Raw genomic sequence first — 21,695 nt, forward strand, 5'->3', positions numbered from 1 at the left:
ACGCCCGGTTACATTCCGAACCCGGAAGCTAAGCCTTACAGCGCCGATGGTACTGCTGGGGGGACCCGGTGGGAGAGTAGGACGCCGCCGAACAATCTTTGGAGGACCCCTGGTCCCAGCGTTCAGCTGGGACCAGGGGTCCTTTTGTTTTTACAATGCTTGCGGTACCGAAGACAGGAGTCACCGATGTCCACCAACTCTCCCGACGACCGACCGGAGCGCGATCAGCAGCGACGGGACAGTGGTGACCGCGGGAACCGCAGCGAGCGTAGCGACCGTAGTGGTGGTCGCAGCGAGCGCGGTGATCGTGGTGACCGTGGTGGGTTCCGGCGGGACAACGATCGTGGTGGCTATCGCGGCGGTGGTGGTCGCGATGGTCGGCGGGACGACAGCAATCGTGGTGTCGGGCGTGGTGAGCGCTCCGACCGCTCTGACCGGCCCGATCGTGGGGATCGCGGGGGGTACCGGGGACGGGACGACCGTCGGGACGGCGGTGGGGAGCGGGGCTCCAGGCCGCCGTATCAGCGGGATGACCGTGGGCGGGCGCCGCGTCGTGAGGACGATCGGAATCGGGGGGGAGGGTTCCGGCGGGACAACGACCGCAACGATCGTAACGACCGTGGGGATCGGCCTGCGTTCCGTAGGGACGATCGTCGCGATGAGCGGCGGGGCGACGAGCGGGGCGGCTACCGGCGTACCGATGACCGGGGTGGGTTCCGGCGGGACGACAATCGCCGGGATGGGGGTCGACGGGACGACAGTCGTCGGGATGACAACCGTGGGGGTTACCCCCGGAGGGATGACCGGCGGGATGATCGGCGGGTCGAGCGGCGTGATGATCGTGGGGGGTATGGGCGTCGTGACGATCGGGGGGATCGGCCGGCGTTTCGGCGGGATGACCGGGGGGATCGGCCCGGGTTCCGGCGGGATGGGGAGCGTGGGGGATATCGGGGGCGGGACGACCGCGGTGGGCGGGATGAGCGGCGTGGGCCCCGGCGGGACGATCGGGGTGGGCGCAGTGGTGGGTACCAGGGGCGGGACGATCGTCGGGGGCCTGCCGGTGGTGGTGGCCGGTTCCGTGATGAGCGGGACCGGGACCGGGAGCCGATCAAGCGGCTGCCGATTCCCGAGGACGTCACGGGCGACGAGATCGACAAGGACGTACGGCAGGAGTTGTTGAGTCTGCCGAAGACGCTGGCGGAGGATGTCGCCAAGAATCTGGTGATGGTCGCTCGGTTGATCGATGAGGATCCTGAGGGGGCCTACGGGTATTCGCGGGTCGCGCTGCGGCTGGCTTCTCGGGTGGCTGCTGTGCGGGAGGCGGCGGGGTTCGCGGCGTATGCGAGTCAGAAGTACGGGGAGGCACTCGCGGAGTTCCGGGCCGCTCGGCGGATGACCGGGAACGCCGATCTGTGGCCGGTGATGGCCGACTGCGAGCGTGGGCTCGGGCGGCCGGAGAAGGCGCTGGACATGGCCGGGGCGCCGGAGGTGCAGCGGCTCGACAAGGCCGGGCAGGTGGAGATGAGGCTCGTCGCGGCCGGGGCTCGGCGGGATCTGGGGCAGCTCGACGCGGCGATCGTGACCTTGCAGAGTTCCGAGCTGGCCTCGAACTCGGTGCAGCCGTGGACCGGGCGGCTGCGGTACGCCTATGCCGATGCGCTGCTGGAGGCGGGGCGGAAGGACGAGGCCCGGGAGTGGTTCGCGAAGGCGGTGGAGGCGGATCGGGACGGGAGTACCGATGCGTCGGACCGGCTCGCCGAGCTGGACGGGGTGGAGTTCGTGGACGCGTTCGACGAGGAGTTGGAGGCCGACGCCGGTGAGGTGGAGGGGGAGGAGAAGGGCGACGGCTGAGGTTGGTTGTGGGGGGTGAGGGGGCGGCTTTCTCCTGGTTGGAGGGGGCCGCCCCCTTTTTTTGTGTGGTTGGTCAGAGGTCCAGGGCTCTGAGGACCAGGCCCGATGCGGGTTTGGGACCGAAGGAGGTCGACTTGCGGGGCATGGTGATGCCCTGGCGGGCCAGATCGCGGACCAGTTCCTCGCGGACCGGGTGCATCAGGACGGCCGTACCGCCGTCCTGTTCGGCCTTGGTGACGGTGGCGGCGGTGTCGTGGATGTAGGCGATGTGGGACGGGGAGTCCTCCGGGATGTGCCAGAGGTGGGCCAGGAGGGTGGCGTGGAGGACCGTCGCGTCCAGGGTGCGCCAGGTGGTGGGGCGGTCGGTGGGGATGGTGCGGGCGAGGAGTGCCGGGTCGGGGCGGTCGACCAGGTGGTAGGTGCCGTCGCCGGCCAGGAGATAGGCGTTGCCGTCGGCCGATGCCTCGGACAGGGCGGTGAGGGCCTGGTCGAGGGGGGTGTGGAGGGGGCGGACGCGGAAGTGGGGCTTCAGGGCGGCGAGGGCGTCCGGGAGGGGGAGGTGGGGAAGGTAGCGGTGGATGGCGCGGACGCGCAGGGGGTAGCGGGCGGTGTCCACGAGGAGGACCAGGCCGTCGTCCCAGGGGCTCGGGGAGGGGTGCTCCGCGCGGAGGCGGCGGTAGGTGGCCCAGCGGTGGTGGCCGTCGGCGATCAGGGCCTGGTGGCGGGCCAGGTCGGTGATGAGGGTGGTGAGGTCGGTGGGGGTGGTGAGGGACCAGAGGCGGTGGTGGTGGCCGTCCTCGGTGGTGGTGGAGAGGAGGGGTGGGTGGTGGGTGGTGCGGTCGATGATGGCGGCGGTTTCGGAGTGGTCGTCGCCCCGGTAGGTGAGGAGGAGGGGCTCCAGGTTGGCGGAGGTGGCGCGCATCAGGGCGGCGCGGTCGGCCACCAGGTGGGGCATGACGTCCTCGTGGGGGAGGACGATCCGGTCCGCCGGGTCGGTGACGCGCAGGGTGGCGATGATGCCGCGCTGGAGGAGGCCCTCGTCGTCGGTCTGTTCGTAGATGTAGAGACCGGGCTCCGGGTCGGCGGTGAGGATGCCCTCCGCGCGCCAGCGGGTGAGGGTGGTGGCGGCCTGGGCGTTGCGGGCCTCGGGAGTGGGCGCCTGGGGGAGGATCAGCCGGACGATGTTGTGCAGGTCGGCGGCCTGGAGCTGGTGGAGGCCGTCGGGGCGGACCACGACGTCGTACGGCGGGGACGTCACGGCGGCGAGGGAACCGACCCGGTCGGGGTCGTAACGAAGGCCGCGGAACGGGGTGAGTTCCAGGCCCCGGCGCTCCGTCGCTTCCGAGTGACCTGCTGAGTTCATCCCGGCATCGTACGTCCGCGTACCGGTGTCAGTGGCATGAGGGATGATCGGGGGAACGGTCGGTGGAGCGAGGAGCGGGTGCGATGAGGCAGGGCGTCAGGACCAGGCCCGAGGGCAGTGCGCGGGTGCTGAGCGAGGCGTACGACACGGCGCTGCTCGATCTCGACGGGGTGGTGTACGCGGGCGGGAACGCCATCGCTCATGCGGTGGACTCGCTGGCCGCCGCGCGGGACGGCGGGATGCATCTGGCGTACGTCACCAACAACGCGCTGCGGACGCCGGACGCGGTGGCGGCGCATCTGACCGCGCTCGGGATACCGGCCGAGGCCGGGGATGTCATCACCTCGGCGCAGGCGGTGGCCCGGCTCATCGCCGAGCAGTTGCCCTCGGGGTCGCGGGTGCTGCTGATCGGCGGGGACGGGCTGCGGGTGGCGCTGCGGGAGCGGGGGCTCGTGCCGGTGGAGTCGGCGGACGACGGGCCGGCGGCGGTGGTGCAGGGGTACGGGGGACCCGAGCTGGCGTGGGGGCGGTTCGCGGAGGCGTGCTACGCGATCGCGCGCGGGGTGCCGTGGTTCGCGTCCAACACGGATCTGACGATTCCGAGTGCGCGGGGGATCGCGCCGGGGAACGGGGCGGCGGTGGAGGTGGTGCGGATCGCCACGGGTGCGGAGCCGCAGGTGGCGGGGAAGCCGCTGCCGCCGATGCACCGGGAGACGATTCTGCGGACCGGTGCCGAACGGCCGCTGGTGGTGGGGGACCGGCTGGACACGGACATCGAGGGCGCGTTCAACGGCGATGTGGATTCGCTGCTGGTGCTGACCGGGGTGACCGACGCGGCGCAGTTGCTGGCCGCGCCGCCGCGGCACCGGCCGACCTATGTGGACGCCGATCTGCGCGGGATCCTCACCGGGCAGCCGGAGGTCACCCCGAGCGGGGACGGCTTCCGGTGCGGGGGCTGGACGGCGACGGCGGGGGCGGAGCGGCTGGAACTCGACGGTGAGGGAGCGGTGCTGGACGGGTTGCGGGCGCTGTGCGCGGCGGCGTGGACGGCGGCCGGGGATGGGGCGTGCGCGCTGGACGCGGGGAAGGGGCTGGCTCGGTTGGGGTGGTGAGGAGGGGAGGGGGAGTTGAGGGGGTGGGTTGTGTTTGTCCGGTGGGGGGGGGCGGGCGGCGGTGCTGGTGGGAAGCAGATGTCCAGGTCCGGTGATGGCTTCTCGCTGCGCTTGAGGGTGCTGAAGGGGTGGTGCAGGGTTCCGGAGCTGCTCTGTTGCTGGTCGGCGGGGTCGGCTGGGTCGTCCAGGGGCTCGTTTGCGAGGGTAGGCTAACCTAATCTTCGTGTTGGTCGAGAGTCCCCCCGAGACGCGTGCGGAAGCCGTTCCCGCGTCGGTGAACCGTCGGGCGATTCGTGGCCTCGGGCTGCTGGTCGCGCTGGCGGCGCTGGTGCTGGTCGCGCTGGCGAGCATCGCGGTCGGCGCGAAACCGCTCTCGCCGGGCGAGGTGTGGCACGGGCTGTTCCAGGACTCGGGCCGCTATGCCGATGTCGTCGTCGGTGAGCGGTTGTCGCGGACCGTGCTCGGGGTCCTCGCCGGGGCCGCCCTCGGGCTGTCCGGCGCGGTGCTCCAGGCGCTGACGCGCAATCCGCTGGCCGATCCCGGGCTGCTCGGGATCAACGCGGGGGCGTCCGCCGCGGTCGTCACCGCCATCACCTTCTTCGGGGTCACCAGCCTGATCGGCTACGTGTGGTTCGCGTTCGCGGGCGCGGCGCTGGTCGGCGCGCTGGTGTGGTTCCTCGGTGGCAGCCGCGGGGCGACCCCGGTACGGCTCGCGCTCGCCGGTACGGCGATCAGTGCCGCGCTGTACGGCTATCTCCAGGCCGTGATGATCATGGACCAGGCGGCGCTGGGGCGGATGCGCTTCTGGACCGTCGGCTCGCTGAACTCGGCGACCGACGAGACCGTCCTCCAGGTGCTGCCCTTCCTGCTGGCCGGCACCCTGCTGGCGCTCGGGCTGGCCCGGCCGCTCAACGCCATGGCCATGGGCGACGACACCGCCAAGGCGCTGGGCGCCCATCTCCGGCGCACCCGGGCGCTGTCGATGCTGGCGGCGACCGTGCTGTGCGGGGCGGCTACCGCCGCGTGCGGTCCGATCGTGTTCGTCGGCCTGATGGTGCCGCATGTGGTGCGGTCCTTCACCGGGCCCGACATGCGCTGGATCCTCCCCTACGCCACGCTGCTGTCGCCCGTGCTGCTGCTCGGCGCGGATGTGATCGGCCGGGTGGTGGCGCGGCCCGCGGAAGTGCAGGTCGGGATCGTCACGGCGGTGTTGGGCGGGCCCGTCTTCATCTATCTAGTACGACGGCGGAGGACGGGTCGGCTGTGAGGAACCTGAGGATCCTTCCGGAGGGCGGGGTGGGGAATCCGGGTTCCCCGCAGGGTGCGGACCAGGCTGCCCCGGTGAGCCCGGATCTGGAGACCTCGGGGTCGCCAGGGATCCCGGACTCGGCGAAGCTGGAGGCACCGGTGAGCGCGGGCCTGGAGAGCCCGCCGTCTGCGGGGAGCCCGGCCCTTGCCAACCAGGAGGCACCGGCGAGCCAGGACGCGGAGAATCCGGAGACCCCGGACCCGGAGACCCCGGAGACCCCGGACCGGGTGAACCCGGAGATACCGGCGAACTCGGTCCCGGCGGACCTGAAGACCCCGAACCCGGAGAGCCCGGAACCGGAGACCCCGGACCCGGCGAATCCGGAGAGCCCGGCAAACCTGGACCTGGCGAACCCGGACCCTGCGAATCCCGAGAGCCCCGGGACCCCGGACCCGGCGAACGCGGAGACCCCAGGGATCCCGGACCGGGCGAACCCGGAGACCCTGGACCCGGCGAATCTGAAGACCCCGGCCACCCCGGACCCGGAGGCCCTGGGAGCCCCTGACCCGGAGACCCCGAGGACCCCGGACCTGGGGAACTCGGAGAGCCCGCCCCCGGAGACACCGGATAGCCCCAACCCGGCGAACCCGGACCCGGAGACCCCGGAGACCCCGGAGACCCCGGAGACCCCGGAGACCCCGGAGACCCCGGGGACCCCGGGGACCCCGGACCGGGTGAACCCGGAGATACCGGCGAGCTCGGACCCGGCGAACCCGAAGAGCCCGGACCCGGAGATCCCGCAGATCCCGCAGATCCCGGCGACCCGGGCGGCGACCCCGGAGAAGCTGGCAACCTCGGCGCCCCCCGAGCGCTCGCGGACATCCGCCGGGCGGGTCGTGCGGTCGGCGCGCGGTGCGGTCTCGCTGCGGGTGGACGGGCGGGGGCTGGTGGTCACCGTGGTGCTGGGGGGCGTCGCGCTGGGCATGGGGGTGCTGCTGGTCGGCACCGGGGACTTCCCGATCGCCGTGGGCGAGGTGCTCCGGACGCTGGCCGGGCGGGGCGATGCCGGGCAGGAGTTCATCGTCCGGGAGCTGCGGCTGCCCCGGGTGCTGGTCGGGCTGCTGGTGGGGGCCGCGCTCGGGCTCGGCGGGGCGCTGTTCCAGTCGATCTCGCGCAATCCGCTGGGCAGTCCGGACGTCCTCGGGCTCGGGCAGGGCGCGGCGGCCGGCGCGCTGATCACGATCGTCGTGCTGTCCGGGGACGCGGGGCAGGTCACGGTGGGCGCGCTGGTCGGCGGGCTGGCGACCGGGGCCGTGATCTATCTGCTCTCCTGGCAGCGGGGCGTGCACGGCTACCGGCTGGTGCTGGTCGGCATCGGGGTCTCGGCCGTGGTCACCGCCGTCAACGGCTATCTGCTGACCCGCGCCGACATCGTGGACGCCACCCGGGCCATGGTCTGGATGACCGGATCGCTCAGCGGACGCGGCTGGGACCAGGTCTGGCCGCTGCTGGCGCTGACCGTACTGCTGGTGCCGCTGGTGCTCGTCAACGGGCGGGCGCTGCGCATGCTGGAGATGGGCGACGACGTGGCGTACGCGCTCGGGGTGCGGGTCGAGCGGGTGCGGCTGGTGCTGATGGTGGCCGCCGTGCTGCTGGTCGCCGGGGCCACCGCCGCGGCCGGGCCGGTGGCCTTCGTGGCGCTCACCGCCCCCCAGCTCGCCCGCCGCCTCACCCGCTCGCCCGGCCCCAACCTGGTGCCCTCGCTGGGCATGGGCGCCGCCCTGCTGGTCACCGCCGACTGGGCCTCGCAGCGGGTGTTCGGCGCCGATCAACTGCCGGTCGGTGTGGTCACCGGCGTGCTGGGCGGCGGGTATCTGCTGTGGCTGCTGGTCACCGAGCGCCGAGCGGGGCGGATATGAGCGCCGCCGCACGGACTCCCGTACCCCCCGGCCACCAGGTCCAGGTGTCCGGTGCCAGCGCCGGTCCCCGGTCCTCCGGAGCAGGGCAATCCGGCCCCCGGAACCCGTACATCCCAAGGAGCACAGCACCGTGAACCGACTGACCGCGGAGAAGGTCACCCTCGCCTATGACCAGCGGGTCATCGCCGAGCGGCTGTCCGTCGAGATACCCGACCACTCCTTCACAGTGATCGTCGGCCCCAACGCCTGCGGCAAGTCGACGCTGCTGCGGGCGCTGTCGCGGATGCTGAAGCCGAGCGAGGGCCGGGTGCTGCTCGACGGGCAGCTCATCCAGTCGATGCCCGCCAAGAAGGTGGCCCGGACCCTGGGGCTGCTGCCGCAGTCGTCCATCGCGCCCGACGGGATCACCGTCGCCGACCTGGTCGGCCGGGGCCGCTATCCCCACCAGGGCATCCTGCGGCAGTGGTCCGTCGAGGACGAACGGGTGGTCCAGGAGTCCATGGCCCGCACCGGCGTCGCCGAACTCGGCGAGCGGTATGTGGACGAGCTGTCCGGCGGCCAGCGGCAGCGGGTGTGGATCGCCATGGCGCTGGCCCAGCAGACACCGCTGCTCCTGCTGGACGAGCCGACCACCTTCCTCGACATCCAGCACCAGATCGATGTGCTCGACCTCTGCGCGGAACTCCACGAGGAGCAGGGGCGGACGCTGGTCGCCGTTCTGCACGACCTCAATCACGCGGCGCGGTACGCCACGCATCTCATCGCCCTGCGGGACGGCGAGGTGATCGCCGAGGGCGCGCCCGGCGACATCGTCACGGCGGAACTGGTCGAGCGGGTGTTCGGGCTGCGGTGTCAGGTCATCGACGATCCCGAGACGGGGACGCCCCTGGTGGTGCCCGTGGCGCGGAGGGGCCGGGACCGGGCAGGGGCGGCGGCAACGGCGGCGGCGGAGGTGGCCGCAACGGCGGAGAGCGGCGCGGGGGCCTCCTGAGGCACCTCGGTCACAGCAGTTTTCTGAGGTGCAGCAGGTCGCGGAAACCGGCGGTGAGCCGGACGCGGCCCGAGCCCCAGGCGTGGGCGAAGTTCAGGTCGCCGTCGACCAGGGCGATCAGATCGTCGCCGGTCAGGGCCAGCCGGATCTGCGCCTTCTCGCGCGGTGGCCCGGTGCGGGTCTCGTGGACCTGGATGCCGCCGTCCGCCATCCGGCCGGTGAAGGTGACATCCAGGTCGGTGAGGTGGCAGCTCACCGAACGGTCCAGGGCGGCGGCGGCCCGCAGGTCGCCCTCGGTGCCCCGCAGCTTCGCGGAGAGTCTGTCGAGTGCGGCGCGGCACTCCTCGATCGTCGCCATCGTGATCGACGGTACCGCAGTGCTTCGCGGTAGCGTCGGGGCATGAGCGAGCCGATGCCGGGGGTGGAGAGCACCGCCGGTGACAGTGACAGTGACGGTGACAGTGATGGGCCCCGGAGCGGCGAGGCGTACGATCCCGCCGCTCCCGCGCCGCTGCACGTCCCCCGGGAGCCCACCGGTGACGCCGGGGTCGACGCCCGGCTCCAGCGGCTGGCCGACGCCGACCACCTGACGACGGACGGGCATCTGGAGGTGTACGAGGATGTGCACCGGGGGCTGCGCGACGCGCTCACCGCGCTCGACGCCCGCCCGGGACCTCCGGCGCCCCCGACGCCGTACCCCGAGAGCAGGAGCTGAACCGAACGTGGCAGGAGTCGCACGCCGCCGTCTGGACGCGGAGCTGGTCCGCCGTAAGCTCGCGCGGTCGAGGGAGCACGCCAGTCAGCTCATCGCCGCCGGGCGGGTCAGCGTCGGGCGGACCCTGGCGACCAAGCCCGCCACCCAGGTGGAGACGGCCGCGGCCATCGTCGTCGCCGCCGACGACGGCGATCCCGATTACGTGTCCCGGGGCGGGCACAAGCTGGCCGGGGCGCTGGCCGTCTTCGGGCCGCAGGGGCTGGTGGTGGCGGGGCGGCGGGCGCTGGATGCCGGGGCCTCCACCGGAGGGTTCACCGATGTGCTGCTGCGCGCCGGGGCCGCCCACGTGGTCGCCGTGGACGTGGGGTACGGACAACTCGCGTGGACGCTCCAGAGCGATGAACGCGTCACCGTCAAGGACCGTACGAACGTACGTGAGCTGACGCTCGACGCGATCGACGGGAAGCCGGTGGATCTGGTCGTGGGGGATCTGTCCTTCATTCCGCTCGGGCTGGTGCTGCCCGCGCTGGCGCGGTGCGTGACGCCGGACGCCGATCTGGTGATGATGGTGAAACCCCAGTTCGAGGTGGGCAAGGAACGACTGGGCAGCGGGGGAGTGGTACGCAGTGCCCAGCTCAGGGCCGAGGCGGTGCGGGGCGTGGCCGCCAGGGCGTGGGAGCTGGGGCTCGGGGTGCGGGGCGTGACGGCCAGTCCACTGCCCGGACCCTCGGGAAATGTCGAATACTTTCTGTGGCTGCGGGCCGGTGCACCGGAACCGGACCCGGCCGACGTTGACCGTGCTGTGGCGGAGGGGCCGCGTTGACATCGAACCCTGTTCCTGTTTCTGGTTCTCGTACGGTTTTCCTGCTGGCGCACACCGGGCGGCCGGCGGCCATCCGCAGTGCCGAACTGGTGGTGAAGGGGTTGCTGCGCTCCGGGATCGGGGTGCGGGTGCTGGCGCACGAGGCGCGGGATCTGCCGCTGCCGGCCGAGGTGGAGCTGGTCAAGGAGGCCACGCCGCTCTGCCTCGACGGGTGCGAGCTGCTGATCGTGCTCGGCGGCGACGGGACGCTGCTGCGCGGCGCCGAGTTCGCGCGGGCCTCCGGGGTGCCGATGCTGGGCGTCAATCTCGGGCGGGTCGGATTTCTCGCCGAGGCCGAGCGGGACGACCTCGACAAGGTCGTGGACCGGGTGGTGACCCGGGAGTACGAGGTCGAGGAGCGGATGACCGTCGATGTCGTCGTGCACAGCAACGGGGACATCGTGCACACCGACTGGGCGCTGAACGAGGCGGCCGTGCAGAAGGCCACCGCCGAGAAGCTGCTGGAGGTCGTCCTGGAGATCGACGGACGGCCGGTGACCGGGTTCGGCTGCGACGGGATCGTGCTGTCCACGCCGACCGGGTCGACCGCGTACGCCTTCTCCGCCGGGGGGCCGGTGGTGTGGCCCGAGGTGGAGGCGCTGCTGATGGTGCCGATCAGCGCGCACGCGCTGTTCGCGAAACCGCTGGTGACCTCGCCGGACTCGGTGCTCGCGGTGGAGGTGCTGCCGCACATTCCGCCGGGGGTGCTGTGGTGCGACGGGCGGCGGACGGTCGAGCTTCCGGCGGGCGCCCGGGTGGAGGTGCGGCGGGGGGCGGTGCCGGTGCGGCTCGCCCGGCTGCATCACGCTTCGTTCACGGACCGGCTGGTGGCGAAGTTCGCGCTGCCGGTGTCCGGCTGGAGGGGTGCTCCGCACTGACACCGGGTGCCGGGTGCGGAGGGGGCGGTGTGAGGGGCTCGGGGAGGTGGTGGGCGCCATCCGGGAGGGTGGAATCCGTCGGGTGGCGGGTGCCGGGGGTCTGGGGTTGATCGCGCAGTTCCCCGCGCCCCTGGAGGACGTTGTCTCCCCCCGGCGACGGGGTGGGGGCGGTCGCAATCCGGGGGTGGGACCTCGTAAGGTCGTGTCCGTGTTGGAGGAGATGCGGATACGGTCGCTCGGAGTCATCGACGACGCCGTGGTCGAGCTGTCGCCGGGATTCACGGCCGTCACCGGTGAGACCGGTGCGGGCAAGACCATGGTGGTGACCAGCCTCGGGCTGCTGCTCGGCGGACGGGCGGACCCGGCGCTGGTACGGATCGGCGCCGACCGGGCGGTGGTCGAGGGGCGGATCACGCTCGCCTCCGGCGCCACGGCCGCCGTCCGGGCCGAGGAGGCCGGGGCCGAGCTGGACGACGGGGCGCTGCTGATCAGCCGTACCGTTTCCGCCGAGGGGCGTTCGCGCGCGCATGTGGGCGGGCGGTCCGTGCCGGTGGGGATGCTCGCCGAGCTGGCCGACGAACTCGTCGCGGTGCACGGGCAGACCGATCAGCAGGGGCTGCTGAAACTCTCCCGCCAGCGGCAGGCCCTCGACCGCTACGCCGGGGACGCCGTCGCCGTACCGCTCGCCAAGTACGGCGCGGCGTACCGGCGGCTGCGGGCCGTCGCCGTGGAGCTGGACGAGATCACCACCCGGGCGCGGGAGCGGGCGCAGGAGGCCGACATCCTCCGCTACGGGCTGGACGAGATCGCCGGGGTCGAACCCCGCGCCGGTGAGGACGTGGAGCTGGCCGAGGAGGCCGAGCGGCTCGGGCACGCCGAGGCCCTGGCGTCCGCGGCGACCGTCGCCCACGCCGCCCTCGCCGGGAACCCCGAGGACCCCGAGGGCGTCGACGCCGCCACGCTGGTCGCGGGGGCCCACCGGGCGCTGGAGACCGTACGGTCGCACGACCCGGCGCTCGCGGCGCTCGCCGACCGGATCGGGGAGATCGGGATCCTGCTCGGCGATGTGGCCGGGGAACTCGCCGGGTACGCCGACGACCTCGACGCCGATCCGCTGCGGCTCGCCGCGGTGGAGGAACGGCGGGCCGCCCTCACCGCGCTGACCCGGAAGTACGGGGACGACATCGCGGCCGTGCTGGCCTGGGCCGAACAGGGCGCCGCGCGGCTGACCGAGCTGGACGGCGACGACTCGCGGATCGGTGAGCTGACCGCCGAACGGGACGCGCTCCGCGGTGAGCTGGGCGGACTGGCCCAGGCGCTCAGCGAGGCCCGGGAGGAGGCGGCGGAGCGGTTCGCTGCGGCGGTGACCGCCGAACTGGCCTCGCTCGCCATGCCCCACGCCCGGGTGTCCTTCGCGCTGCGGCACAGCGACGACCCGGAGGGGGTCGAGGTCGGCGGGCGGACCGTCGCGTACGGGCCCTCGGGTGTCGACGAGGTCGAGCTGCTGCTCGCGCCGCACCCCGGGGCGCCGGCGCGGCCGATCGCCAAGGGGGCCTCCGGGGGTGAGCTGTCACGGGTGATGCTCGCGGTGGAGGTGGTCTTCGCCGGGACCGATCCGGTGCCGACCTATCTCTTCGACGAGGTGGACGCCGGGGTCGGCGGCAAGGCGGCCGTCGAGATCGGGCGGCGGCTGGCGCGGCTCGCCAAGTCCGCGCAGGTGGTGGTCGTGACGCATCTGCCGCAGGTGGCCGCCTTCGCCGACCGGCAGTTGCTGGTGGAGAAGACCGACGACGGGTCGGTCACGCGGTCCGGGGTGAAGGTGCTGGAGGGCGAGGAGCGGATCCGCGAGCTGTCCCGGATGCTGGCCGGTCAGGAGGACTCGCAGACGGCTCGGGCCCATGCGGAGGAGTTGCTGGCCACGGCTCGGGGGGATGGGTAGGGGGTGGGATCCGGCGCCGGTTGCTCCGGCGGGTGCGCGGTGTGCCGCGGGGCGGGGCGGCTGACGGGCGGTTCGCATCCCTACGCACGTCTTCGAACGTCTTCGAACGTCTTCGAACGTCTTGTGCGGCGCTGTCGATGGGCTGGTTTCGGCCAGTTGGTCCGGGGGTTCGGGCGGGGCGGTCGGGCCGCCGGGGGCCCGGTGGGCGGTGTTCCCGGGGCGGGTGGGGTGTGCGGGGCGGGATGGACGGATGATCCGTCGGCCGTCCGGGTCGGGGGTGGTCCCGGGTCACTCGTGTGAGTGAAAGGAACGACCCCGGTGTGACCGGTCGTGACCTCGGGCGTTGCGGGAACCGGTGGGCGTGCTGGCATCCTTGGGCGGGTGCAGGCAGGGGCCGCGCGGTGCAGGGTGCGGGGCCGATCCTTCTGTACGTTTCTCTGTACGTTTCTTCGTGACCGTTCGATGCCGAACCCAGGAGCCCCGGCCACGTGACCCCCGTGAGCAGCCACCCGCACGGCCAGTCGACGCTGCGCACCGTGCAGGTGCTCGGCGGTGGCAGCGCCGGAAGCAGCGCGCATGTGCGGTCGCTGGCCGCCGGGCTGGTCGCCCGGGGCGTGCGGGTCACGGTGTGCGCGCCGGCCGAGGCGGAGCGGGAGTACGACTTCAGCGGGGCCGGGGCCGATCACGCGCATGTGCCGCGCAGCAGCGATCCGTCGTCCGTCGCGGCGCTGCGGGTGGCCTGCGCCGACGCCGATCTGGTGCACGCGCACGGGCTGCACGCCTCGCTGCGGGCCGCGCTCGCGCTCAGCGGCCGTCCCGTGCCGCTGGTGGTGACCTGGCACAACCGGGCCCGGGTCGAAGGGGCGCGGGCGCGGCTGCTGCGGCTGCTGGAGCGCCGGGTGGCGCGGTCCGCGGCGGTGGTGCTGGGGACGTCGTCCGATCTGGTCGACCGGGCCCGGCGGCGCGGCGCCCGCGACGCCCGGCTGGCGCCCGCCGCCCTGCCCGGGACGCGGACGGCGCCCGGCGACGAGTCCGACCCGGGCAAGCTGCGCGCCGAACTCGGGGCCACCGGCCGCCCGCTGATGCTCGCCGTCGGACCGCTCGAACGGCACCGGGGCTACGACGTCCTGCTGGACGCGGCCCGCGCCTGGCGGCTCCTCGACCCCGCGCCCTTCGTCGCGGTCGCCGGTGAGGGGGATCTGCGGGGACCGTTGCAGCGGCGGATCGAGGACGAGGACCTGCCGGTGCGGCTGCTCGGGCGGCGCGACGACATCGCCGAACTGCTCGGTGCCGCCGACCTGGTGGTGCTGCCCGGCCGCTGGGAGTCGCGGTCAGTGCTCGCCCAGGAGGCCCTGCACGCCCGGGTGCCGTTGGTCGCCTCCGCCGTCGGGGGCATCCCGGACCTGGTCGGGGACGCCGCCGAACTCGTCCCGTACGGGGACGCTCCGGCGCTGGCCGCCGGGGTGCTGCGGCTGCTCGGGGACGCCGGGCGGCGGGACGAACTGCGCCGCAAGGGGGAGGCCCAGGCGGCGACCTGGCCCACCGAGGACCAGACGGTGGCTCAGGTACTGAGCGTGTACGACGAGCTGACGCAGCCACGTCCGATGGGGTGAGGGCGGGCCGGCCATCGGGGGGCGTGGGTGGGGGCCGGTGTGGCGCCGGACGAGGGACGCGTGGGCTGGCGGCGGGTTTGGAGGGTGGGGCGAGGGTTCGGCCGGTGTGGTGGCGGGCCCGCAGGGTGGGGCGAGGGCTCGGTGGATGTGGCGCTGGCCCGGAGAGGGTGGGGTGAGGGTTCGGCCGGTGTGGTGGCGGGCCCGGAGGGTGGGGTGAGGGTTCGGCCGATGTGACGCTGGCCCGGAGAGGGTGGGGCGAGGGTTCGGCCGGTGTGGTGGCAGGCCCGCAGGGCGGGGCGAGGGCTCGGCCGACGTGGTGGCAGGCCCGCAGGGTGAGGCCAGGGTTCAGGTGACGTGGCGGCGGGCCCGGAGGGCCAGGCTCAGGGCGAGGACGGTCTGCGGGTCGTCGAGGTCGGTGCCGAGGAGTTCGCCGATGCGGGCCAGCCGGTTGTAGAGGGTCTGGCGGTTGAGATGGAGTTCCCGGGCCGTCTCCGCCTTGCGGCCGGCGTGTGCGAGATAGGTCTCCAGGGTGGGCAGCAGGGGCGGCTTGGAACGGCGGTCGTGCTCACGGATCGGGCCGATGGCACGCTCCACGAACGCCGCCAGGTCGGGATGGTCCCGCAGCCGCCACAACAGCAGGTCGATGTCCAGGCGCCGGGCGTCGTACCAGGGCCGGTCGGCGAGACCCTGGGCGGCGGTCGCCGTCTCCGCCGCGTGCCGCAGCCCCGCCGAGGCCGCCGCCCAGCCGCCCGGCACCCCCACGACCACCACCGGCGGACGCGCCCCCGGCCGCTGCATCCCGGCCCGCTCCACGCCCGCCCGCAGCGCCTCCGCCACCCGGTCGGCCACCGACGCCCGCTCGGCCTCCGCGCGCAGCCCCACCAGGAGCGGCACCCGGCCCTCCACCGGCCGGACGCCCAGCAGCGCGGGCACCCCGACCGAGGCCAGCTCCTCGGCGACCGCGCGGGCCAGCAGCGCCCAGCCGCCCGCCTGCGCGATCGGGTCGCCGAGCCGCATGACGACCGGCAGCAGCGGCCCGGTACCGGGCTTGAAGCCGAGCACCCGGGCCTGCGCCGGGGCGTCCTGCGCGGTGATCCGGCCCTCGGCGAGGTCGGTGAGGAAGTCGCCGCGGCCCCGCGCGGCCAGCTCCTCCTCCTGGCGGGCCTGCATCAGCACCACCGCGAGGATCTCCGCCGCCCGCTCGGTCGCGATCCGGTGCACCGGCGCCGGGGCCCCGCGCACCGGCAGGATCACCAGCCGGGCCCGTACCGCACCGGAGCCCGGTCCGCCGCCCGGTACGTCCACCAGCACCGAGCCCGCCGGGGGCGGGGCGTCCTTGTGCTGGCCGCGCAGCCCCTCCCACACCTGGAGCGGCTCGGCGCCCTCGGGGCCCGACCCGGCCGCGTACAGGAGCAGGCCCTCGGGGGTCTCCAGGAACACCGGGTTGCCGGTGAAGTCCGCCAGGATGGCCAGCACCTGGGGGACCCCGCCCCCGCCGAGCAGCGCCTCGGTGCAGCGGCGGACCACGTCCTCGGCGCGCTGGAGCAGGGCGTAGTGGCCGTTGACGATCTCGGTGTGGATCTCCTCGGTCACCGTCACGAACGGGACCTCGCGGTGCAACTGGATCAGCGGCAGCCCGGTCGAGCGGGCCGTCTCCACCAGGGTGGCCGGCAGCCGGGTGAAGCGCGGGCCCAGCTCCATCACCAGGGCCGCGATACCGCGCTCGGCGAGGGTGCGGACGAAGGCGCGCTGCTCGGCGGGGCGGGTGCCCAGGCCGTAGCCGGTGGTCAGCAGGAGTTCGCCGCCCTTGAGGAGGGAGGCGATGTTGGGCACCTCGCCGGCGTGCACCCAGCGCACGGTGCGCTGGAGGCGGTCGGCGCCCGCGAGCACCTCGGGGAGCCCGCCGCGCAGGCCCGGCAGCTCCAGCGCCCGCTGGACGGTGATCCCGGCGCCGGTGCTGTCGTACCGCCCGCCCGGGGTGTGGGCGTCCCGCTGGTCGGTGCGGGGATCGGGGCGGGGGTCCGTGCGGCTGTCCATGAGGCGGACGCTACCCGCGCGGGCGGGGTGGGGACAGTTCGGCCCCGCCCCGCCGGCATCCCGGCCGCCCGGGTCAGCCGCCGTACGCCCCCGACGCCGTCAGGCGCAGGGCCGTGTCGATCAGCGGGACGTGGCTGAACGCCTGGGGGAAGTTGCCGACCTGGCGCTTCAGGCGCGGGTCCCACTCCTCGGCGAGCAGGCCCAGGTCGTTGCGGAGCGCGAGGAGCTTCTCGAACAGCCTGCGGGCCTCGTCGACGCGGCCGATCATCGCGAGGTCGTCGGCGAGCCAGAAGGAGCAGGCGAGGAAGGCGCCCTCGTCGCCGGGGAGGCCGTCGACGCCCGCCTCGGGGCCGTCGGTGGGGTAGCGCAGGATGAAGCCGTCCGGGGTGGACAGCTCGCGCTGGATGGCCTCGATGGTGCCGATGACCCGCTTGTCGTCCGGGGGCAGGAAGCCCATCTGGGGGATCAGCAGCAGGGAGGCGTCCAGCTCCTTGGAGCCGTAGGACTGGGTGAAGGTGTTGCGCTCCTTGTCGTAGCCCTTCTCGCAGACGTCCCGGTGGATGTCGTCGCGCAGATCGCGCCAGCGGTCCAGGGGGCCGTCCGCGTCGCCGGACTCGATCAGCTTGATGGTGCGGTCCACCGCGACCCAGGCCATCACCTTGGAGTGCACGAAGTGGCGGCGCGGGCCGCGCACCTCCCAGATGCCCTCGTCCGGCTCGTTCCAGTGGTTCTCCAGGTAGTGGATCAGCTTGAGCTGGAGGAGGGAGGCGTAGTCGCTGCGGGCCAGGCCGGTCATATGGCCCAGGTGCAGGGCCTCGGTGACCTCGCCGTAGACATCGAGCTGGAGCTGGTGGGCGGCGCCGTTGCCGACCCGGACCGGGGCCGAGTTCTCGTAGCCGGGCAGCCAGTCCAGCTCGGCCTCGCCCAGTTCGCGCTCACCGGCGATGCCGTACATGATCTGGAGGTTCTCCGGGTCGCCGGCCACCGCGCGCAGCAGCCATTCGCGCCAGGCACGGGCCTCCTCGCGGTAGCCGGTGCGCAGGAGGGAGGAGAGGGTGATGGCGGCGTCGCGGAGCCAGGTGTAGCGGTAGTCCCAGTTGCGGACGCCGCCGATCTCCTCCGGGAGGGAGGTGGTGGGCGCGGCGACGATGCCGCCGGTGGGGGCGTACGTGAGGGCCTTGAGGGTGATCAGGGAGCGGACCACCGCCTCGCGGTAGGGCCCGTGGTAGGTGCAGTGCTCGACCCACTCGCGCCAGAAGTCCTCGGTCGCCGTCAGCGACAGCTCGGGCTCGGGCAGTGCGGGGGGCTGCTTGTGCGAGGGCTCCCAGGAGATCGTGAACGCGATCCGCTCACCCGGCGAGACCGTGAAGTCGGAGTAGGTGGTGAGCGCCTTGCCGTAGGTCTCGGCCGGGGTGTCGAACCACACCGAGTCGGGGCCCGCGACGGCGACCGTGCGCCCGTCGTGCTTGTGCACCCACGGCACGATCCGGCCGTAGGAGAAGCGCATCCGCAGGGTGGAGCGCATGGGGACGCGGCCCGAGACGCCTTCCACGATCCGGATGACCTGGGGCGCGCCGTCCCTCGGGGGCATGAAATCGGTCACCCTGACCGTGCCGCGCGGGGTGTCCCACTCGGACTCCAGGATCAGCGAGTCCCCCCGGTAGGTCCGCCGGTTCGCCGAGGGCGGCTCGGTGTCCGGGGCGTGGGCCGGGCCGATCCGCCAGAAACCGTGGTCCTCGGTGCCGAGCAGCCCGGCGAAGATGGCATGCGAGTCGAAGCGGGGCAGGCACAGCCAGTCCACCGTGCCGTCCCGGCAGACCAGTGCGGCGGTCTGCATGTCTCCGATGAGTGCGTAGTCTTCGATGCGCCCGGCCACGTGCAACTCCAGTCGAACGGCCACGTCACCCCATGAAGGGGCTGTCGCTAGTGCGGTCAAGGGTCAAGGGTGGTGTGTCATACGTCGTGCGAGAGGTACTGCGAAGTGGTGTCCCGTACCTCGTTGAGCCATGAAGCAAAACAGCCGATCGGCCTGGTGGCAAAACGGCGGTCCGTGCTCAGCAGTCTGTGCTCAACGAACTGACGAGCTCTCGTTGTTCCGGCTTCATCCGGCTTGTTCCGGCTGTTTCCGGCGGACTCCGGGATGGAACCGGGAGGGAACCGGAGGGAATACGGGCAGGGGGTGGTGCCGTCTTTCCGGCGGGCTCGGCAGCGAGTGTCCGAGCAGGATACGACGCACGTAGATGATCTGTGTGCCGCTCCGGGCAACGCGGGTGAGCCGATCGAGTGAGCGATCGGTGAGAAGTGCGTAAGGCGTGTGCGTGGGTGTGGATCCGTGGCGGGGCGTGCGCGGAGCGTGGCCGGGCCGTATCGCCCCGAGGCGCTGTTACCCTGGTAGCCCGTGGACCGGTGGGCGTAGAACCCCCGAACCGCAGCGACGGCGCCCCCGGCGGCCCGGTACGCAGTCCCCGGCGGAATCTCCCAGGAATCCCAGGAATCCCGCAGGGAAGCTCGTACGTGCATCCGGTACGGCGGCGCCACCGCACCCCCAGACCGCGACCACGGGAGCCCCGTCTTGGCCATGCCGCCCACCGCCTTTCGAAACAACACAGCCACGACGACCAAGCACATCTTCGTCACCGGGGGTGTCGCCTCCTCGCTCGGCAAGGGTCTGACGGCCTCCAGCCTGGGCATGCTGCTCAAGGCCCGCGGCCTGCGCGTGGTGATGCAGAAGCTCGACCCCTACATCAATGTCGACCCCGGCACGATGAACCCCTTCCAGCACGGTGAGGTGTTCGTCACCAACGACGGTGCCGAGACCGACCTCGACATCGGCCACTACGAGCGCTTCCTCGACCGCGACCTCGACGGCTCCGCCAATGTCACCACCGGCCAGGTCTACTCGACGGTGATCGCCAAGGAGCGGCGCGGCGAGTACCTCGGCGACACCGTGCAGGTCATCCCGCACATCACCAACGAGATCAAGAACCGCATCCGGCGGATGGCCGCCGACGACGTGGACGTCGTCATCACCGAGGTCGGGGGCACGGTCGGCGACATCGAGTCGCTGCCGTTCCTGGAGACCGTCCGCCAGGTCCGCCACGAGGTCGGCCGGGACAATGTCTTCGTCGTCCATATCTCGCTGCTGCCCTACATCGGCCCCTCCGGCGAGCTGAAGACCAAGCCGACCCAGCACTCGGTGGCCGCCCTGCGCAACATCGGTGTCCAGCCGGACGCCATCGTGCTGCGCTGCGACCGCGAGGTCCCCACCGCCATCAAGCGCAAGATCTCGCTGATGTGCGACGTCGACGAGGCCGCGGTCGTGGCCTGCCCGGACGCCCCGTCCATCTACGACATCCCCAAGGTGGTCCACTCCGAGGGCCTGGACGCGTACGCCGTCCGCCGCCTGGACCTGCCGTTCCGCGATGTGGACTGGACGACCTGGGACGATCTGCTCGACCGGGTCCACAACCCGCGCCACGAGATCAGCCTCGCCCTGGTCGGCAAGTACATCGACCTCCCCGACGCCTATCTCTCGGTCACCGAGGCGCTGCGCGCGGGCGGCTTCGCCAACAAGACCCGCGTCAAGATCAAGTGGGTCACCTCGGACGACTGCAAGACCCCGGCCGGGGCCGCCGAGCAGCTCTCCGACGTGGACGCCATCTGCATCCCCGGCGGCTTCGGCGACCGGGGCGTCTCCGGCAAGGTCGGCGCGATCCGCTACGCCCGCGAGAACCGCGTCCCGCTGCTGGGCCTGTGCCTGGGCCTCCAGTGCATCGTGATCGACGCGGCCCGCAACCTGGCCGGCATCACCGACGCCAACTCCACCGAGTTCGACCCCGCCACCGGGCACCCCGTCATCTCCACCATGGCCGAGCAGCTCGACATCGTCGCCGGTGAGGGCGACATGGGCGGCACCATGCGGCTCGGCATGTACCCCGCGAAGCTCGCCGAGGGCTCCATCGTCCGCGAGGTGTACGACGGCAAGGAGTACGTGGAGGAGCGGCACCGGCACCGCTACGAGGTGAACAACTCCTACCGGGCCGAGCTGGAGAAGAAGACCGGCATCGTCTTCTCGGGCACCTCGCCGGACAACAAGCTCGTCGAGTACGTCGAGTACCCGCGCGAGGTCCACCCCTACCTGGTCGCCACCCAGGCCCACCCCGAGCTGCGCTCCCGCCCGACCCGGCCGCACCCGCTGTTCGCGGGGCTGGTCAGGGCCGCGGTGGAGCGGAAGGTGGCCGCCGCCGGGGCGTCCGGTGCGGCGGAGGACGGTTCCGAGTAACGGCTCGGGTACCGGCTGTACGGTTGCCGGGGTGCGCTCCTCTGCTGGGGCGCGCCCCGGTTTTTTCTCTGGCATTTCTCGCGCGTGGGAGGGCACCCGGCATGCAGGGCACGACGATCAAGGACACCCCCGAGGAATGGGAGGTCCGGGCGACCGCGACGCCGTTCGTGGGCAACAAGACCTCCGTGCGGACGGACGACGTCGTCATGCCCGACGGGACCGTGGTCCGGCGCGACTACCAGGTGCACCCCGGGTCGGTCGCGGTGCTCGCCCTCGACGAGGCGGACCGGGTGGTCGTCCTGCGCCAGTACCGGCACCCGGTGCGGCAGAAGCTGTGGGAGATCCCGGCGGGGCTGCTGGACGTGCCGGGCGAGAACCCGCTGCACGCGGCGCAGCGCGAGCTGTACGAGGAGGCGCACGTCAAGGCGGAGGACTGGCGGGTGCTGACGGACCTCTACACGACGGCGGGCGGCTGCGACGAGGCGGTACGGATCTTTCTCGCGCGGGGGCTGTCGGAGGTGCAGGGGGAGCGGTTCGCGGCGGAGGACGAGGAACTGGACCTGGAGCTGTCGCGGGTACCAGTGACGGCTCTGGTGCGGGGGGTGCTGGCGGGGGAACTGCACAACAACTGCCTGGTGACCGGGGTGATGTCGCTGGTCGCGGCGCGCGGCTCCGCGGAGGGGCTGGAGGGTCTGCGCCCGGCGCAGTCACCGTGGCCGGCGCGACCGTTCGAGGCGTAGGGGTTCCGTCACCGGATGTCACTTCCGGTGTTGGCGGGGTGCGCGTAGGTCGGGGGCGGGGGTGTCACTCACCGCGTCGGCGGGTGCCGCCGCGCCCACGCTCGGCTTCGCTCGCGCGGGGGGATCCCATCGCCCCAGCGGCAC

General features: G+C 72.9%; 16 protein-coding genes, 1 rRNA gene and 1 pseudogene. 14 read left to right on the forward strand and 4 right to left on the reverse strand.

Translation table 11 applies throughout. The features are described 5' to 3' along the window. The 3 genes and pseudogenes from rrf to AB0O01_RS36065 form a co-directional block, all read left to right on the forward strand. Positions 1-93: ribosomal RNA gene (rrf, locus tag AB0O01_RS36055) — 5S ribosomal RNA — on the forward strand; the annotation flags it as partial. Between the two features lie 93 nt (positions 94-186). Continuing rightward, positions 187-939: pseudogene (locus tag AB0O01_RS36060) on the forward strand (tetratricopeptide repeat protein); the annotation flags it as partial. 177 nt (positions 940-1,116) lie between these two features. After that, complete coding sequence (locus AB0O01_RS36065) at positions 1,117-1,851, forward strand: tetratricopeptide repeat protein (RefSeq protein ID WP_365320337.1); 735 nt, start codon at positions 1,117-1,119, stop codon at positions 1,849-1,851. Positions 1,852-1,924: 73 nt separating this feature from the next. Here AB0O01_RS36065 and AB0O01_RS36070 read toward each other — a convergent pair whose 3' ends face one another. Then, positions 1,925-3,214: a DUF1015 domain-containing protein gene (locus tag AB0O01_RS36070; protein WP_365320292.1), complete on the reverse strand. Its 1,290-nt coding sequence runs from the start codon at positions 3,212-3,214 to the stop codon at positions 1,925-1,927. 83 nt (positions 3,215-3,297) lie between these two features. Here AB0O01_RS36070 and AB0O01_RS36075 point away from each other — a divergent pair, with 83 nt between their 5' ends. The 4 genes from AB0O01_RS36075 (at position 3,298) to AB0O01_RS36090 (ending at position 8,485) form a co-directional block, all read left to right on the forward strand. Then, positions 3,298-4,326 (forward strand): HAD hydrolase-like protein, encoded by a 1,029-nt coding sequence (locus AB0O01_RS36075; RefSeq protein WP_365320294.1) that lies wholly within the window; start codon positions 3,298-3,300, stop codon positions 4,324-4,326. Positions 4,327-4,549: 223 nt separating this feature from the next. Then, positions 4,550-5,593, forward strand: coding sequence for an iron chelate uptake ABC transporter family permease subunit (locus tag AB0O01_RS36080; RefSeq protein WP_365320296.1), 1,044 nt, complete (start codon positions 4,550-4,552; stop codon positions 5,591-5,593). Positions 5,594-6,471: 878 nt separating this feature from the next. Then, positions 6,472-7,494, forward strand: a complete 1,023-nt coding sequence (locus AB0O01_RS36085) for an iron chelate uptake ABC transporter family permease subunit (protein WP_365320338.1) — start codon at positions 6,472-6,474, stop codon at positions 7,492-7,494. Positions 7,495-7,582: 88 nt separating this feature from the next. After that, entirely contained in the window at positions 7,583-8,485 is a 903-nt protein-coding gene (locus AB0O01_RS36090) for an ABC transporter ATP-binding protein (RefSeq protein WP_365320340.1), read from the forward strand. Between the two features lie 10 nt (positions 8,486-8,495). On the opposite strand, the gene AB0O01_RS36095 is transcribed toward AB0O01_RS36090, so the two are convergent. Continuing rightward, entirely contained in the window at positions 8,496-8,843 is a 348-nt protein-coding gene (locus AB0O01_RS36095; RefSeq protein ID WP_365320298.1) for a sterol-binding protein, read from the reverse strand. A gap of 42 nt (positions 8,844-8,885) precedes the next feature. On the opposite strand from AB0O01_RS36095, the gene AB0O01_RS36100 reads away from it, so the two are divergent. The 5 genes from AB0O01_RS36100 to AB0O01_RS36120 all read left to right on the forward strand — a co-directional run bounded on the left by AB0O01_RS36100 (position 8,886) and on the right by AB0O01_RS36120 (position 14,492). Beyond that, the gene (locus AB0O01_RS36100; RefSeq protein WP_365320300.1) at positions 8,886-9,200 is read left to right on the forward strand and encodes a hypothetical protein; all 315 of its coding nucleotides are present in this window, start codon (positions 8,886-8,888) and stop codon (positions 9,198-9,200) included. A gap of 7 nt (positions 9,201-9,207) precedes the next feature. Next, on the forward strand, positions 9,208-10,023 hold the full coding sequence (locus AB0O01_RS36105) for a TlyA family RNA methyltransferase (protein ID WP_365320301.1): 816 nt from the start codon (positions 9,208-9,210) through the stop codon (positions 10,021-10,023). Then, the gene (locus tag AB0O01_RS36110) at positions 10,020-10,940 is read left to right on the forward strand and encodes an NAD kinase (protein ID WP_365320303.1); all 921 of its coding nucleotides are present in this window, start codon (positions 10,020-10,022) and stop codon (positions 10,938-10,940) included. Before AB0O01_RS36105 ends, AB0O01_RS36110 begins: the two co-directional genes overlap by 4 nt. A gap of 220 nt (positions 10,941-11,160) precedes the next feature. Beyond that, complete coding sequence (gene recN, locus AB0O01_RS36115; RefSeq protein ID WP_365320305.1) at positions 11,161-12,879, forward strand: DNA repair protein RecN; 1,719 nt, start codon at positions 11,161-11,163, stop codon at positions 12,877-12,879. Positions 12,880-13,367: 488 nt separating this feature from the next. Beyond that, positions 13,368-14,492 carry a glycosyltransferase family 4 protein gene (locus tag AB0O01_RS36120; RefSeq protein WP_365320307.1) on the forward strand — a complete coding sequence of 375 codons (1,125 nt, stop codon included), beginning with the start codon at positions 13,368-13,370 and terminating at the stop codon, positions 14,490-14,492. Positions 14,493-14,837: 345 nt separating this feature from the next. Here the strand turns inward: AB0O01_RS36120 and AB0O01_RS36125 are convergent, their stop codons facing one another. Together AB0O01_RS36125 and AB0O01_RS36130 are read right to left on the reverse strand one after the other, a co-directional pair. Then, positions 14,838-16,529 (reverse strand): PucR family transcriptional regulator, encoded by a 1,692-nt coding sequence (locus AB0O01_RS36125; protein WP_365320309.1) that lies wholly within the window; start codon positions 16,527-16,529, stop codon positions 14,838-14,840. A 73-nt stretch (positions 16,530-16,602) separates the two neighbouring features. Beyond that, entirely contained in the window at positions 16,603-18,405 is a 1,803-nt protein-coding gene (locus AB0O01_RS36130) for a glycoside hydrolase family 15 protein (protein WP_365320342.1), read from the reverse strand. Positions 18,406-19,107: 702 nt separating this feature from the next. Between AB0O01_RS36130 and AB0O01_RS36135 the strand changes: the two genes are divergently transcribed. Both AB0O01_RS36135 and AB0O01_RS36140 read left to right on the forward strand, forming a co-directional pair. Beyond that, positions 19,108-20,811: a CTP synthase gene (locus AB0O01_RS36135; RefSeq protein WP_365320343.1), complete on the forward strand. Its 1,704-nt coding sequence runs from the start codon at positions 19,108-19,110 to the stop codon at positions 20,809-20,811. 101 nt (positions 20,812-20,912) lie between these two features. Continuing rightward, positions 20,913-21,551: an NUDIX hydrolase gene (locus tag AB0O01_RS36140; RefSeq protein WP_365320310.1), complete on the forward strand. Its 639-nt coding sequence runs from the start codon at positions 20,913-20,915 to the stop codon at positions 21,549-21,551. Positions 21,552-21,695 lie beyond the last annotated feature (144 nt).

Source organism: Streptomyces sp. NPDC093252 (genome assembly GCF_040683675.1).
Taxonomy (GTDB): Bacteria; Actinomycetota; Actinomycetes; order Streptomycetales; family Streptomycetaceae; genus Streptomyces.